Raw genomic sequence first — 14317 nt, forward strand, 5'->3', positions numbered from 1 at the left:
TGGCTTCACCAGCGATACCAGCGGCCCCTGCTCCCCGAGGCGCTCGTTCCGCGCACCAGGAATCCCAGCAGCCACAGGACAATGACCACCAGCGCCACCCACCAGAGCAGCTTGATCGCGAATCCGGCGCCGAAGAGAATCAGGGCCAGCAGTAGTACCAGCAGAATGGGAACCATAATGTGTACCTCCTGCTGTCCGTGTTTCCCGCAGCAGGCGGATCACGCTTCTTTTCGGCAGAGAATTTCTCCGTGCAGGACGGAGAACCAGCCGTCCTCCTGCCGGGCCCACTCCCGCCACGCCTCCGAAACGGCCCGCAGTTGCGCGGTGGTCGCGTGTCCGCCCTCCGTGGCGCGCTCCGCGTACGCCGAGGCCTGCGTGCGATCGGCCCACAGCCCGCCCCACCACTCCCGCTCGTCCTCGGTGGCGAAGGTCCAGGTGTCCGACGTCGCCGCGATGTCCTTGATGCCGGCCGCCAGTGCCCACGACTTGAGACGGCGGCCGGCCGTCGGTTCGCCCCCGTTGGCTCGGGCCACGCGCAGGTACAGGTCCTGCCAGTCGGTCAGGCCCGGCACCTCGGGATACCAGGCCATCGCCGAGTAGTCCGCGTCGCGGGCGGCGATGAAACCGCCCGGCTTGGTGACCCGGTACATCTCGCGCAGCGCCTGCACCGGGTCGCCCACGTGCTGGAGCACTTGATGGGCGTGGACCACGCAGAAGGTGTCGTCCGGGAAGTCCAGGGCGTGCACGTCCGCGCCCCCGAACTCGACGTTGTCCAGACCGCGTTCGGCTGCCACGGCGCGGGCCTGGTCCAGGATTTCCGGGGCGTGGTCGACGGCGGTGACGTGGCCTTCGGGGACCAGTGCCGCCAGGTCTGCGGTGATGGTGCCCGGGCCGCAGCCGATGTCCAGGATCTGCATGTGGGGCTTCAGCGAGTCGAGCAGGTAGGCGGCCGAGTTGGCGGCCGTGCGCCAGGTGTGCGAACGCAGTACGGACTCGTGGTGGCCGTGTGTGTAGACAGCGGTCTCCTGCGACTTCGACATGACCGTTTCCCCTTCGCGTCGTCTCGTCGGTTGCGCATCACCGTACGCCTGCATGTCGCATGCTGAGACCCAGGTCTTGCCATGTGGACAACGGTCACGGTCGGTGGCGTGCGAGGAGACCGCGTACGGCGTACGCGGCCGCCGTGCCCAGCGCCACGCCCGCGAGGACGTCGCTCGGGAAGTGGGCGCCCGTGTAGACGCGGGACAGGGCCACGGCGGTGGCGAGCGGTACCACCGCGGCGCCCCAGCCGTGCGACTCCAGTGCCACGCCCGTGGCGAAGGCGGCGGCCGATGCGGAGTGGCCCGAGGGGAACGAGGTGGTGATCGGCTGTCGCTTGAGCCGGCGGGTCAGGGGGACCGGGGCGAGGGGTGGGCGGGGGCGGCGCACCGAGCGCTTGCCCACGGTGTTGATCGTCGCGGAGGCGAGGGTGAGGGAGGCGAGGCCGGTTGCGGCGGCTCGGCGGGCGTGGGGGGTGCGGGTCGCTGTGAGTGCCGCGGCGGTGGCGAACCACAGCAGGCCGTGGTTCGCGCTGCGGCTCAGTTTGGGCAGGAAGGGGTCGCAGCCCGGCCAGTGGCGGGATGCGATGGCTTCGAAGAGGCGGGAGTCTGCTGCGAGGAAGTGGTTTCGCAGGCTGTGGTGGTTCGGGGGGCGGGTGGTGAGGTCGATGTCCGGGGTGACGGTCATGAGCTCCCCGTACCCGCCGAACCACCGTTTCCTCGCACCCGCCGCCCCTACCCGTCCCATCCCCGACCCGGGGGCATCGCCCCCCTGACCCCCGGGTGGCTTTGCCGGCCGCGGGTGAGTGGGGGCTGGTCGCGCAGTTCCCCGCGCCCCTGGGCGGGGCTTCGCCCCGCATCCCTCACCGGGCCGATTCGCTTGGCCGCGGGCGGGTGGGGGCGGCGGGGGCGAGGAGGGGCGGGGGGATATGCGTTTGCTCCGTGGGCCGGGGGGCCGGAGAATGCCTGCCCATGGGACATCTCGAAGCCGCGCATCTTGAGTACTACCTTCCCGACGGGAGGGCGCTGCTCGGCGATGTGTCGTTTCGGGTGGGGGAAGGGGCCGTCGTCGCGCTGGTGGGCCCCAACGGAGCGGGCAAGACCACGCTGCTGCGGCTGATCTCGGGGGAGCTGAAGCCGCACGGGGGCACCGTCACCGTGACCGGCGGTCTTGGTGTGATGCGGCAGTTCGTGGGGTCCGTGAGAGACGACACGACCGTGCGCGACCTGCTCGTCTCCGTGGCGGCGCCCCGCATACAGGAGGCCGCCAAGGCCGTCGACGCGGCCGAGCACGCGATGATGACCGTGGACGACGAGGCCGCCCAGCTCCGCTACGCGCAGGCACTCTCCGACTGGGCCGAGGTACGCGGGTACGAGTCCGAGACGCTCTGGGACATGTGCACGATGGCCGCGCTCGGCGTCCCGTACGAGAAGGCACAGTGGCGCCAGGTGCGCACCCTCTCCGGAGGAGAGCAGAAGCGGCTGGTGCTGGAGGCCCTGCTGCGCGGCACCGACGAGGTACTGCTCCTCGACGAGCCGGACAACTACCTCGACGTCCCGGGCAAACGCTGGCTGGAGGAGCGGCTCAAGGAGACCCGCAAGACCGTTCTCTTCGTCTCCCACGACCGGGAGCTGCTGTCCCGCGCCGCCGAGAAGATCGTCAGCGTCGAGCCCAGCCCCACCGGCGCCGACGCATGGGTGCACGGCGGCGGCTTCGCGACGTACCACGAGGCGCGACAGGAGCGGTTCGCCCGCTTCGAGGAGCTGCGCAGGCGCTGGGACGAGAAGCACGCCCAACTGAAGAAGCTCGTGCTGAATCTGCGGCAGGCGGCTTCCATCAGCCATGAGTTGGCGTCCCGGTACGCGGCGGCGCAGACCCGACTGCGGAAGTTCGAGGAGGCCGGCCCGCCGCCGGAGCCGCCGCGCGAGCAGGACATCAAGATGCGTCTGCACGGCGGGCGTACCGGCGTACGGGCCATCACCTGCAAGGGACTTGAGCTCACCGGGCTGATGAACCCGTTCGACCTGGAGGTCTTCTACGGCGAGCGGGTCGCCGTGCTCGGCTCCAACGGCTCCGGCAAGTCGCACTTCCTGCGCCTGCTCGCCGGCGACACCGTCGCGCACACGGGCGAGTGGAAGCTCGGCGCGCGCGTCGTGCCCGGACACTTCGCCCAGACGCACGCCCACCCGGAGCTCCTGGGCCGCACGCTTCTCGACATCCTGTGGAGCGAGCACTCCCAGGACCGGGGAGCCGCCATGTCCCGGCTGCGCCGCTACGAGCTGACCGCCCAGGCCGAGCAGCGCTTCGAGAAGCTCTCCGGCGGCCAGCAGGCACGCTTCCAGATCCTGCTGCTGGAGCTGGAGGGTTCCACGGCCCTGCTGCTGGACGAGCCCACCGACAACCTCGACCTGGAGTCGGCCGAGGCACTCCAGGAGGGCCTGGAGGCCTACGAGGGGACCGTGCTCGCGGTCACCCACGACCGCTGGTTCGCACGCTCCTTCGACCGCTATCTGGTCTTCGGCTCGGACGGCAGGATCCGGGAGACGGCGGAGCCGGTGTGGGACGAGCGGCGCGTCGAGCGGGCCCGGTAGTACTCCGGCCCGGTAGGACTCGGGCCCGCCAGGACTCGGTCCCGGCCCGGTCGTCCGGTGCTTCCCGGAGGACCGGGGGCCCGGAAGTTCGTAGAGTGGAGGGAGGACGGCGAGATCCACGGCTCCCTCCCGGACGCCGCTCGGGGCGCCGCGCACGGCAGCGCCTGCCCGGCGGCTACCCGGACCGCGCCGCAGGACACGACGAGCGGGGTACCACCATGACCGGAGTCGACCCGGACCGGCTGGACGACCAGCAGCTGATGAAAGAGCTGGAGACGATCCACCGCACCCGCCACGACACACTGCTGCACGGTTCGAACGACGCCCTGCGGACCCACAACATGCGCATGGCGCAGTTGGAGGGCGAGTACCTGCGCCGCCATCCGCGCCGTCCCATCGCCGCGGGCCGTACGCGCGACGGAGCCCGGGAGCGGGGCCTCGCGGCGGAGTGCTGAACGAGCGGCGGAGTGCCGCACGACGGGCCGGGCCGAACTCGCCCGGCCCGCCCACCCGTTGCGGACCGCCCCCGCCCCTCCGCCGCCCCCGGCCCCCGCTGTCGCCGGTGGACCGAGGTGCGCCGGGGTGAACCGAGGTGCGCCGGGGTGAGCCGAGGTGCGCCGGATGGTGCCGCATTCCGCAAGGGCGGACACTCCGTCAGGCGGCCTGCCGGGCGAGCGCCTCCGGGAACGCCTTGTCGAACGCCTTGAGGTCGTCCGGCTCGCGGCTGGTGAACAGGGTGTTGGGTCCCTGCTCGCACACGCTGTTCACCGCGTCCGCCGGGCGCGTACGACCGATTCGGCCAGCTCGTGGACCGTGGCGTAGCGCGCCTTGTGCGGGCGCTGCTCCACGGCCTCGATCAGGGGGTCCGGCGCGTGTTTGTCGCGCAGGGTGTCGGCCAGGTCGCGGGGACCCGCGGGAAAGGCGGTACGGCTCAGGAACCGGGCAAGTTCCAGCCGCACCGTCTCGATGGAGTCGGGCGCGCGGTTCGGTGCCACGGGGCCGCGCGCGATCTCCGGGTCGTCGTCGGCCGTCGGCTCCGGGTCCTGCCACTCCACGGTCCGGGTGGGGTGACCCGACCTGAGCAGGCCCCGCAGTTCGTGTTTCATCTCTTCGTCCCGATGGACGCTCAGCCGGTCGCTGCCTCGCTGCATGACTCCCTCCAGGGGATCGGGGACAGTGATCGCGTACCGGGATCGACACGTCCGTGGGAAAACGGCACGACGAGCTCCACCGCCAGGCGGCATGATGACGGCCGGAGGACCGGTTCTCCGAGGTCATGGGGGTCGAAGTGACGGGGATATCGCTCGAGGCGCTGGACGCGGTGCCGTGGGACCGGCTCGAGTCGGCGCTGCCCCGGCACCCGGTCGAGGAGGTACCTCGCGCGCTGCGGCGGCTGGCGCTCGCGGGCCGGGCCGCGACGGAGGAGTACTGCTACCCGCTGTACTCCTGCCTGCTCGCGGGCAACGGCCGGGTGCCCTCCGCGGCGACCGCGGCCCTGCCCTTCGTGGTGGCGCTCGCCTCCGACCCGGGGGCGGGCGCGCGAGTCGACCTCGTAGGACTGCTGGTGTGTTTCGCGCACGCGACCAGGACGGCCCGGCCGGACCTGGTGGACGAGGGGTGGCCCGCGGCGTGGAGACGCCACCAGGGTGCGGTCCTGGCGCTGCTCGCGGACCCGGACCCCGATGTGCGGCGGGAGGCCATTCCCCTCGCGGACGGCGTCGTACCGCTCCTGGAGCGGTGGCGGGCCGAGACGGACCCGGCGGTGTGTCTGCCGGTACTGCTGCAGCTGGGATGGGTGGCCGCCGCTGCGGAAGCCGATGCCCGGTCGGTCGAGGAGGTGCGGGCGATCCTCGACGGCATCCTGCGTGACGGCGAGCCCGTCATGAAGGTCGCGGCCGTGATGGCCCGGGCGTGGCTCGACCCGCAGGAGCCGGTCCGGTGGATCGACCTGCTGGTGGAGACACTCTCCGACCTCGCCGTACGGCCCAGGTTCGAGGAGATCTGGTACGTGGTGGGCGTCGAGGAACCCTTCAGCCGTGAAGCGGTCGTCACCTGGGCCGCCGAGCTGTTCGACCACGACGCCCGGACGGCCGCCTCCTTCGTGGTCCGGCTGGCCGACGCGGCGGCCCGCACCGGGGACACCGAACTGTCCGAGGCGGTGCTGAACGAGGCATGGCGGCTGCTGGTGCTCAGGCCGTCCGCGGCGCCCGCGCTGCTGCCGGTGGCGGGCCGACTGCTGGACGACCGGGCCGACCCCGTGCGCCTGCGGGCGGCACACCTTCTGGCGGTGCTCGGCCGGCAGTCGGCCCGGTACGCCGACCGGCTCGCCACGCTGCTCGACGACCCGTGGAAGGATCCCTGCCTGGAGGGGACCGTCGGTGAGTACGCGCGCTGGGCGCTCGCCCGGATCGGCGACCCGCGCGCGATGCCGGGGCTCGTCGAGCGGCTCTACGAGCCCTATCGGGAGCACTACGGACGTAGCTACTGCGTCAGCGACCCGCGACTTCCGGACGTCGACGCCGTGCTGGTTCCGCTGCGGGCGCACTCCGACGTCCTGCTGCCCGACCTGCGGGAGGTGATGCGGCACCACACGACGCACTACGGCGGCCACGGCCCGCTGACCGGCGCCTTCCTGAAGGTCCTCAAGGCGTGGGGGCCGGACGCACTGCCCGCGCTGCCGGAGGTCGTGGCGCTTATGGACGACGCCACGGGCTCGCTCTCGATCGTCGAGGTGCTGGCGGCGATGGGGCCGGGCGCCGCGTCCGCCGAGCCCGCCCTGCGCGCCTGTAATCCGCTCGACTGGCCGCAATACCAGCGGAACGTGGCGTGGGCCGCCTCGCAGATGGGCGGAGACCGTACGGCGGCGCTGCGGCTCATCGGCGAGGCGGTGCTGACCGAGGAGGGTCCCTACTACGGGCCCGTCCACCTGCTGACCGAGTTCGGTCCCGCGGCCGCGCCGTACGCCGCCCGGGTGCGGCACATCATGGAGAACACCGGCGGATTTGGCCGGATCGAGGCCGCGCTCGCCCTCTGGTCGGGCACGGGCGAGCCCGAGCCGAGCGTCTCCGTCCTGGAGGAGTTCGTCCTGCCGATCGCCGACGGCGGCGACGCCTATGAGCTCTTCGGAGAAGCGCTGCGAGCCCTGACCCGGATCGGCACCCTCACCCCCGCGACGCGGGCCGCACTGCGGACGGTACGGGGCTTCGACGGCCGCCTGTCGCGGGAACGGAACTACGAGGCCTTCCTCCAGGACGAGGAGCTGCGCGGCGCGATCGAGTACCTGCTCGCCCTTCCCTGAGCCCAAGGCGCCGACAGGCGCGGGTGGTTGCCCCGGTGTTTGCCTCGCACAGGCCGGGGCAGGCGGAATTCAAGTGCTTCGGACAGGAGGCACGTCCGTGGGAGCGGGAAGTCCTCGCCACGGGTGTGCCGTCCGACGCACCTGTGTGCTCCCTCGGTGACCGTCCAACCCAAGGCACCTGCAAGGGAGTTGCGACACACCATGCGAAACCAAGTGAGCGCGAAACGCCATCCGCACGACGACGCCCCCGACACCACGGAGGCATTCCGCAGGCTCGCCTCGCTCCCTCCGGGCCGGCAGCGCGACACGCTCCGCGAGCAGATCGTCGAGGCCTGGCTGCCGATGGCGGACCGGCTCGCGGGCCGGTTCCGCAACCGCGGTGAGAGCCTGGAGGACCTGCGCCAGGTCGCGGCGCTCGGTCTGGTCAAGGCCGTGGACCGGTACGACCCCGAGCTCGGCAACGCCTTCGAGAGCTACGCCGTGCCGACCGTCACCGGCGAGATCAAACGGCACTTCCGCGACCACATGTGGACCCTGCACGTGCCGCGCCGCGTCCAGGACCTGCGCAACCGTGTGCGGTTCGCCGTCCAGGAACTCTCGGGGACCATCTCGGGCCGCAGGCCCACCGTCGCCGAGATCGCCGAGCACGCCCGGATGAGCGAGGAGGACGTCCGGGCCGGCCTGGAGGCTCTGGAGAGCTTCACGGCGCTCTCCCTGGACGCCGAGGTCCCCGGAAGCGACGACGGGTACTCGCTCAGCGACGCCCTCGGCTCGGCCGACCCCGCGCTCGACGTCGTCATCGACCGCGAGGCCGTCAAGCCCCGGCTGCAGGCCCTGCCCGAGCGTGAACGCACCATCCTCTACATGCGGTTCTTCGGCGACATGACGCAGAGCCGGATCGCCGACGAACTCGGGATCTCGCAGATGCACGTGTCGCGGCTGATCAGCCGATGCTGCCACCGGCTGCGCGACCAGGTGATGCGCGACGCGGCGTAGCCCCTACCGGGGCGCGTGCATCGCCAGGGCCACATGGCGGGACATCATGTCCATCGCCTGGGCCTCCGCCATCGAGAACGCCCGACGGGCGCCGCTGCGGAACAGGGTCAGCACGCCCTGTACGGTGCCGGGCGCGGTGGTCAGGGGCACGCACAGCAGCGACGTCACGTTCGCGCGTACGAGGATCGGGGCGCCCGAGGCGTCACGGCCGAAGGCGTCCGGATCCTCGGGGCGCACCCGCAGCGCCGTGGATCCGCCCCGGGCCGCCTCGACGACGAGCGGACACGCGGTGGGATCCTGCGCGGTCACGTCTCTCGCCTCCTCCACGCTGTCGCAGGGGGCGAGCACCGTCGTACGGGACAGCCGCGCCGCCCCCGCCGCGTCGGCCACCACCCAGTCGGCGAACCGCCCGTGCAGCACCCCGGCCGCTCGCACCAGCACCCCGGACGGATCGCCGACCGGGCCGCTGAGCAGCGCCGTGGTCATGGCGTCCACCAGGTCCATCAGCGCCGCGTGCCGGGTCGTCTCGGTCAGGGTCGGTACCGGGCCCGGCACGCGCTCGTGGGACGGCACCCGGCTGTCCGCGGGCTGCAGGACGACGAGGACGGCGGTGCGGGGTTCGCCGCTGGGCCGCAGCGCGGTGAGCGTCGCCCGCACCGGCACCGCGGGCTGCTGCTGGAGGTGCACGGTGAGACTGCGGTCGCCCTCGCCGCGGGCCACCGCCGCCGCCTGCGAGCGGAACGCGGCACGGTCGGCGTGCGCGAGGAAACCGGTGAGCGGCCGGCCCGTCGCGTAACCGGCCCGGACGCCGGTGAACGAGGTCGCCGCGAAGTTCAGCCTGCGCACCACCGTCTCGCGGTCCACCAGCGCGACAGGCACCGGCACCCGCTGGAAGAGCGCCTTGAGGAGCTGTTGCTCCTGGCGGTCGACGGAGGCGACGCCGGACGGGCCCGTCGAGGACAGACTCTCGTACCAGGGCCACAACTGGCCCGCCACGTGGTCGAGTTCGAAGATCGCCGCGTCGAGCACCGTCGGCAGGTCGTCGGCCGGTACCGATCGAGCCGCCTTGAGCTCCGCCACGCGGCGCACGAAATCCGCGAGTTCTTCACCGAATTCGTCCGTCTGAGCCATGCGATGAACGTAACCCGAAGGTCTGGTTCCGGGTGTGGCGGGGGTGTAACCGGCCGCGCCTGTTTTCCGCGCAGGTGAGCGGGAAGGCGCGGAGGGAGGAAGGGGTGAACCATGCCGTATGCGGGGCGACTTGAGCAACGCGGTCAAAACGATCGCGGTCAAAACGATCAGCACGGTCAAGGCGGTCAAGGCGGTCAGGGCGGTCAGGGCGGTCAAGGCAGTCAACTCGGTCACCTGGGAACGCGGTCACCGGAATCCACGCTCCCGGGGAGACGGCTGTCGGAGCTCGCCGAGCAGGCCGCCCGCTGCACCACCGATTGCTGTGGCGCCAGCTGCATGGTCTCCGAGGGCGGCCCTGAACGGCCCGCCGCGGTCACCCACCCCGACCTCGCCGCCCTCGTCTCGGTCCAACTCCTCTCCGGAGACGGTCCGATCCCCGCGGCGCTGGAGCGCGGTGAGCCCGTCGACTCGGCGGACCTGCTGCGCGAGGAGCGCTGGCCGGCATACCGCGCGATGGCCCTCGACTCGGGTGTCCGCTCCAGTGTCACGATCCCCTTCCGGCGTTCCGGGCTGACCGTGACCCTCAGCCTCTACAGCTTCCGGCCCGGCGCCCTGGAGGACGCCCCGCACGGACCCGCCCGCGCGCTCGGCGACCTCGCCGTCACCTGCCTGGTTCGCGACCGCTCCTACCGGGCCGCGCTCACCGAGCTCGACCAGCTCGGGGCCGCGCTGCGCACCAGGCCCGTCGTCGACCAGGCGTGCGGGATCGTCATGCACGTACTGGGCTGCGACGCGGACGCGGCCTTCGGCGTACTGCGCCGCATCTCGCAGGCGACCCAGCGCAAACTGTCCGACGTCGCCTCGGCCGTCGTGGGCAAGCGTGGACGCGGCCTGGAACGGGAGCTCGTCTCCCTGTCGAACTGACCCGGTCGGCCGAGCCGCCGCTGTCACCCGTGTCACCCGCGTCACTCGCGTCACCCGCTCGGGCGTCCGTGTCGCGCGAATGGTGTCCGGCCGCGCGCGCCCCGCGCCCGGGCGGGCTGTGATGGGGTGGGGGCGCGACGGCCGTGCCCCCTTCAGACAGTGTCTGTCCGAAGGAGTCCGACTCATGCGCCGTACCGTCCGTGTCCTGTCCGCCACCGCCCTGGCCTGTGCCGCCCTGGGGGCGGCCGCCACGGCCGCGTCCGCGGATCCGGGCGCGGAGGTCGATCCCCGTTCCGTGGGCCCCGGTGGCCTCCTCTCCGTCTCCGTCACCTGCGACGCGATCGGCGGCACCCCGCCCGAGTCCATCGACGCGCACTCCCAGGGCTTCGAGGGAGGCAAGGTCCAGCTGCACCGGGTCACCGGCGGCGACGAGAAGACGGGCGGCGCCGCCTCGTACCGCGGGACGGCCCGTATCCCGGCGGGTGGGACTTCCGACGGTGGATCCGGTGGACTCGGAGGGGTTGGCGGACTTGGAGGGGTCGGCGGGTTCGGAGTGACAGGCGGGACCGGCGAGCAGTTCAACAGCGACTCCGACGCCGGGAAGCGCGAGGCCCAATGGGGCGTCAACGGCGTGTGTCCCGTCGCGCCGGGCGGCCAGGAGCGGCCGTGGAACGCCTCGTACACCGTGTCCCACGGCACCGGCACCGGCACCGGCACCGGCACCGGCACCGGCACCGGCACGGGCACAAGTGCCGGGCGTGACACGGCTACGGGTCGCGAGACGGGTGCGCCTCATGACACGGGCGCGGGGCGTGACACCGGTACGGGGCGTGACACGGGCACCGGTCGTGACACCGGTACGGGTCGCGAGACCGGCGCGACGCACGACACCGGCGCGGCTCATGACACGGGTGCCGGGCGTGAGACCGGCGCGGATCACGACACCGGCACCGGGCGTGACACCGGCGCGGATCACGACGCCGCGGAGCGCCCCGCCGGCGCGCAGTACGGAGTGCAGGGCGGCGAGGGCGGCGCCTTCACCGATTCCGTCCCGGCCCTGATCACCGGCGGCGTCCTGATCGTGGGCGCGTTGGGCGCGGCCGCCCACCGGCTGCGCCAAAAGGGCTCCTCCAACCGCTGACGCTGCGACGGGCGCAACCCGTCCGGGCGCTCATGGCGGGGCGGGAGCCTGGGTAACGACAGGGCACGGCACCACGGACTGCACGGAGGCACGTATGCGGCGGACGGTTCCGGAAGGGCACGGTCCGGTCCGCTACGGGCCGCCTCTTCCCGATCAGGGCCTGCCGGTACTGGCCGAGCTGCGCGCCGTGCTCGCCGACGCGGCGGGCCACGCCCACGCCGAGCCCTCCGGCGGCGGCCCGGCGCTCCTCGACGCCGCCTGCGGCTACTGGACCCGGCGGGGCCTGGCCGCCGACCGCGACCGGGTGGTCGCCGCCCCCGGCGCCCCCGCCCTGCTCCTCGCGCTGACCGGCGCACTCGGCGGCGACGTCCTGGTGCCGCGCCCGTGCGCCGCCTGGTGGGCACCGCAGGTCCGCCTGCTGGGCCGGTCGGTGTTCCACGCGGCGACGCCCGCGGAGTGCGGCGGCCTGCCGGATCCGTACGCACTTCTGGAGACCGTCCGCCGGGTCCGCGCCGAGGGCGGCGACCCGCGCCTGCTCGTGCTCTCCGTCGCCGACGACCCCACCGCCACCGTCGCACCGCCCGAGGTGGTGCACGAGACCGTGGAGGCCGCGGTGGGCGAGGGACTGCACGTGGTCAGCGACGAGACCTGGCGCGACACCCTGCACCGGCCGCACGACACCGTGCTGCTCAGCCCCGCCGAGATGCTCCCCGGCGAGGTCACTGTGCTCACGGACCTCGCGGGCGCCTTCCTGCCGCAGGGCTGGCCGGCCGCCGTCGCCCGCTTCCCGGACACCGACGAGGGCCTACGGCTGCGCTCCCGCGTCCTCGACGTGCTCACCGTGCTCGGTGCCCGGGTCGCCGAACCGGTCGCCGCGGCGGCCGCGTACGCGCTCGGCGAGCCCGACGCGGTCACCGAGCGGCTGACCGCCGCCGTACGCCTGCACGCGCGCGTGGCTCTCGCCGCGCACCGAGCGGTGGTCGGGTCGGGGGCCCTCGCTCGGCCGCCGCAGGCCGGCAGACATCTGTACGTGGATCTCGGCCCGTTGAGCTCCGCGCTGACCGCTCTCGGCGTCGGGGACGCACAGGAACTGGAGGACTTCCTCACCGCCCGGCTCGGCATGCCCGCGCCGGGCGGCCACCGCTTCGGGGACGACCTCGAGGCGCTGCGCGTGCGGTTGGAGACCGGAGCGCTGCTCGGCACCACCGACGAGGAGCGGGCGGAATGCCTCAGTTCACCCTCACCGTTGGAACTGCCGCAGGTGCAACGCGCGTTGACCCTCCTGGGGTCGGCGTTCGACGATCTCCGTGACGACGCTCAGCGATGGGAGCCTCCTCGATGACGCAGCAGTCCCAGTCGACCACGAGCACGAGTACGTCCACGAGCACGCCCATATCCACGAGCACGCCCATTTCCACGAGCACGTCCGAGTCCACGAGCACGCGGGACGCCGACGAGCCGGCGTCCTCCATGGCCCCGCCGGTGGGGCGTTCCTCACCTGTCCTTCCTCTCCGTCCGCTCGTCGAGCCCCCTCCTCTCGCCGAACCCCGTCCGCTCGGTGAGCGCCGTGTGTGGCCGCGGTCGTTCGTCGACCGGCTGACCGCGCCGCTGCCCGGGCTGCGGGCCTTCGCGCGGTTCGCCCGTGAGGGGGCGCTGCGGCCGGGGCCCGAGGGGCTCGCCGACATTCCGCTGCTGCCCTTCGAACCGGGGCCGCTGCCGCGGGTGGGCGCCCGTACCGTCGCCGTCTCCTGGGCGGGGCACGCGAGTTGGGTGATCCGCATAGGCGGGCTCACCGTCCTCACCGACCCGGTCTGGTCCCGCAAGATCTTCGGCACCCCGGCCCGGATCACCCCGGTCGGCGTGGCCTGGAGCGCCCTGCCGCGCGTCGACGCGGTCGTCATCAGTCACAACCACTACGACCATCTGGACGCGCCGACGCTGCGCCGACTCCCGCGCGGCACACCGGTGTTCGTGCCGGCCGGACTCGGGCGCTGGTTCCGGCGCCGCCGGTTCACCCGGGTCACCGAGCTGGACTGGTGGGAGGCGGTCGAACTCGACGGTGTGCGCTTCGACTTCGTCCCCGCGCACCACTGGTCCAAGCGCAGTCTCACCGACACCTGCCGCACGCTGTGGGGCGGCTGGGTGCTGACGGCGCCCGAAGGACAGCGGGTGTACTTCGCGGGGGACACGGGGTACGGGCACTGGTTCGCGGCCATCGGGCGGCGATACCCGGGGATAGACCTGGCCCTGCTTCCCATCGGGGCGTACGACCCCCGGTGGTGGTTGAGTGACGTCCACTGTGACCCGGAAGAGGCTGTCCGGGCCGCCGTCGATCTGGGCGCTCGCCGTATGGCGCCGATGCACTGGGGGACGTTCGTGCTGTCCGCGGAGCCTGTGCTGGAGCCGTTGACCCGGGTGAAGGTGGCTTGGGAGCGGGTGGGGTTGGAGCGGAGGGACCTGTGGGATCTGGCGGTGGGGGGTTCTCGGGTCCTGGCGTGAAGGCGGGTCCGGGGGTGATCGCGGCTACCGAGGGGCGGTTCTGCGAACCCTCCGCCACACTCCCGGCGCCGCACTGACCGCCAGTGTCAGGACCACCGCCGCCACCACGCCCTCCCACGGCTCGTCGAAGAGGGAGCCGCCGAGGATGCCGATGACCTGGTAGGTGGCAGCCCAGGCGAGGCAGGCGGGGATGTCGCCGCGGGCGAAGGTGCGCAGGGGCATCTTCGCCATCAGGCAGGCGAGCATCACCGGTATGCGGCCCGCCGGGACGAGGCGGGACAGGACGAGGACGGCGACGCCGTGGTCGTCCAGCTTCTCCTGGGCCTGGGTGAGGCGGTCCTCCGGGGCGCGCACACGGATCGCCTCCAGCCAGCGCGAGCCGTTCTTGGATCCCATGCCGCGCCGGCCGAGCCAGTAGAGCGCCACGTCACCGAGGAACGCCGCGAGCGAGCCCACCACGAAGACCAGCAGCAAGGCGAACGGCGCCGTCTCGTGAAAGGCCACCACGGCCGCCGAACTGACCAGCGCGCCCGTCGGTACCACCGGGACCAGAGCGCCGATCAGCACCAGCACGAACAGCGACGGATAGCCGATCGCCTGCTGTGTGCTCTCCGGTGACACGGCCGCGCCCGCGGCGGACAGGAACACGGCCGGGGCGGTGCTCTTGCCGGACAGGAATATCGCCGGGGCCGCGCCCAA

The 14317-nt window shown here is 72.7% G+C and carries 13 protein-coding genes and 1 pseudogene; 8 read left to right on the plus strand and 6 right to left on the minus strand.

All coding sequences use genetic code 11. From position 1 onward, the window contains the following. Nucleotides 1-5: 5 nt before the first annotated feature. The 3 genes and pseudogenes from ACFZDJ_RS23400 to ACFZDJ_RS23410 form a co-directional block, all read right to left on the minus strand. Nucleotides 6-176, minus strand: coding sequence for a hydrophobic protein (locus ACFZDJ_RS23400; RefSeq protein WP_101401845.1), 171 nt, complete (start codon nt 174-176; stop codon nt 6-8). Between the two features lie 42 nt (nt 177-218). Further along, nucleotides 219-1040, minus strand: coding sequence for a methyltransferase domain-containing protein (locus ACFZDJ_RS23405; RefSeq protein WP_391061131.1), 822 nt, complete (start codon nt 1038-1040; stop codon nt 219-221). 112 nt (nt 1041-1152) lie between these two features. Next, nucleotides 1153-1725 (minus strand): annotated as a pseudogene (locus ACFZDJ_RS23410) (phosphatase PAP2 family protein); the annotation flags it as partial. A gap of 284 nt (nt 1726-2009) precedes the next feature. Between ACFZDJ_RS23410 and ACFZDJ_RS23415 the strand changes: the two are divergent. Together ACFZDJ_RS23415 and ACFZDJ_RS23420 are read left to right on the plus strand one after the other, a co-directional pair. Beyond that, nucleotides 2010-3629, plus strand: a complete 1620-nt coding sequence (locus ACFZDJ_RS23415) for an ABC-F family ATP-binding cassette domain-containing protein (RefSeq protein WP_384910400.1) — start codon at nt 2010-2012, stop codon at nt 3627-3629. Nucleotides 3630-3847: 218 nt separating this feature from the next. Then, complete coding sequence (locus ACFZDJ_RS23420; protein ID WP_168513094.1) at nt 3848-4084, plus strand: DUF6158 family protein; 237 nt, start codon at nt 3848-3850, stop codon at nt 4082-4084. A 309-nt stretch (nt 4085-4393) separates the two neighbouring features. Here ACFZDJ_RS23420 and ACFZDJ_RS23425 read toward each other — a convergent pair whose 3' ends face one another. Next, complete coding sequence (locus ACFZDJ_RS23425; protein WP_384910395.1) at nt 4394-4780, minus strand: DUF2795 domain-containing protein; 387 nt, start codon at nt 4778-4780, stop codon at nt 4394-4396. Nucleotides 4781-4917: 137 nt separating this feature from the next. On the opposite strand from ACFZDJ_RS23425, the gene ACFZDJ_RS23430 reads away from it, so the two are divergent. Next, entirely contained in the window at nt 4918-6927 is a 2010-nt protein-coding gene (locus ACFZDJ_RS23430) for a hypothetical protein (protein WP_391061133.1), read from the plus strand. A gap of 201 nt (nt 6928-7128) precedes the next feature. Beyond that, a complete protein-coding gene (locus ACFZDJ_RS23435; protein ID WP_390929776.1) occupies nt 7129-7923 on the plus strand; it encodes a SigB/SigF/SigG family RNA polymerase sigma factor in 795 nt (264 codons plus the stop codon). A gap of 3 nt (nt 7924-7926) precedes the next feature. On the opposite strand, the gene ACFZDJ_RS23440 is transcribed toward ACFZDJ_RS23435, so the two are convergent. Further along, entirely contained in the window at nt 7927-9054 is a 1128-nt protein-coding gene (locus ACFZDJ_RS23440; protein ID WP_391061135.1) for a PAS domain-containing protein, read from the minus strand. Nucleotides 9055-9390: 336 nt separating this feature from the next. Here ACFZDJ_RS23440 and ACFZDJ_RS23445 point away from each other — a divergent pair, with 336 nt between their 5' ends. From ACFZDJ_RS23445 to ACFZDJ_RS23460, 4 genes are all read left to right on the plus strand, one after another. Then, nucleotides 9391-9978 (plus strand): ANTAR domain-containing protein, encoded by a 588-nt coding sequence (locus tag ACFZDJ_RS23445; protein ID WP_391061137.1) that lies wholly within the window; start codon nt 9391-9393, stop codon nt 9976-9978. 184 nt (nt 9979-10162) lie between these two features. Then, on the plus strand, nt 10163-11119 hold the full coding sequence (locus ACFZDJ_RS23450; protein ID WP_391061139.1) for a hypothetical protein: 957 nt from the start codon (nt 10163-10165) through the stop codon (nt 11117-11119). 94 nt (nt 11120-11213) lie between these two features. After that, entirely contained in the window at nt 11214-12461 is a 1248-nt protein-coding gene (locus ACFZDJ_RS23455) for an aminotransferase class I/II-fold pyridoxal phosphate-dependent enzyme (protein WP_384910379.1), read from the plus strand. Nucleotides 12462-12589: 128 nt separating this feature from the next. Beyond that, the gene (locus ACFZDJ_RS23460) at nt 12590-13618 is read left to right on the plus strand and encodes an MBL fold metallo-hydrolase (RefSeq protein WP_391061685.1); all 1029 of its coding nucleotides are present in this window, start codon (nt 12590-12592) and stop codon (nt 13616-13618) included. Between the two features lie 24 nt (nt 13619-13642). Here the strand turns inward: ACFZDJ_RS23460 and ACFZDJ_RS23465 are convergent, their stop codons facing one another. Next, nucleotides 13643-14293 (minus strand): VTT domain-containing protein, encoded by a 651-nt coding sequence (locus ACFZDJ_RS23465; protein ID WP_390930000.1) that lies wholly within the window; start codon nt 14291-14293, stop codon nt 13643-13645. Nucleotides 14294-14317: the final 24 nt, after the last annotated feature.

It is taken from the genome of Streptomyces sp. NPDC007896 (assembly GCF_042959425.1).
In the GTDB taxonomy this organism is placed as follows: Bacteria; Actinomycetota; Actinomycetes; order Streptomycetales; family Streptomycetaceae; genus Streptomyces.

Coding starts and splice junctions, on each gene's coding strand:
- ACFZDJ_RS23435 (WP_390929776.1), top strand. CDS start 7,129: ATGCGAAACCAAGTGAGCGCGAAACGCCATCCGCACGACGACGCCCCC.
- ACFZDJ_RS23455 (WP_384910379.1), top strand. CDS start 11,214: ATGCGGCGGACGGTTCCGGAAGGGCACGGTCCGGTCCGCTACGGGCCG.
- ACFZDJ_RS23425 (WP_384910395.1), bottom strand. CDS start 4,780: ATGCAGCGAGGCAGCGACCGGCTGAGCGTCCATCGGGACGAAGAGATG.
- ACFZDJ_RS23445 (WP_391061137.1), top strand. CDS start 9,391: ATGGTCTCCGAGGGCGGCCCTGAACGGCCCGCCGCGGTCACCCACCCC.
- ACFZDJ_RS23460 (WP_391061685.1), top strand. CDS start 12,590: ATGGCCCCGCCGGTGGGGCGTTCCTCACCTGTCCTTCCTCTCCGTCCG.
- ACFZDJ_RS23405 (WP_391061131.1), bottom strand. CDS start 1,040: ATGTCGAAGTCGCAGGAGACCGCTGTCTACACACACGGCCACCACGAG.
- ACFZDJ_RS23415 (WP_384910400.1), top strand. CDS start 2,010: ATGGGACATCTCGAAGCCGCGCATCTTGAGTACTACCTTCCCGACGGG.
- ACFZDJ_RS23450 (WP_391061139.1), top strand. CDS start 10,163: ATGCGCCGTACCGTCCGTGTCCTGTCCGCCACCGCCCTGGCCTGTGCC.
- ACFZDJ_RS23440 (WP_391061135.1), bottom strand. CDS start 9,054: ATGGCTCAGACGGACGAATTCGGTGAAGAACTCGCGGATTTCGTGCGC.
- ACFZDJ_RS23400 (WP_101401845.1), bottom strand. CDS start 176: ATGGTTCCCATTCTGCTGGTACTACTGCTGGCCCTGATTCTCTTCGGC.
- ACFZDJ_RS23420 (WP_168513094.1), top strand. CDS start 3,848: ATGACCGGAGTCGACCCGGACCGGCTGGACGACCAGCAGCTGATGAAA.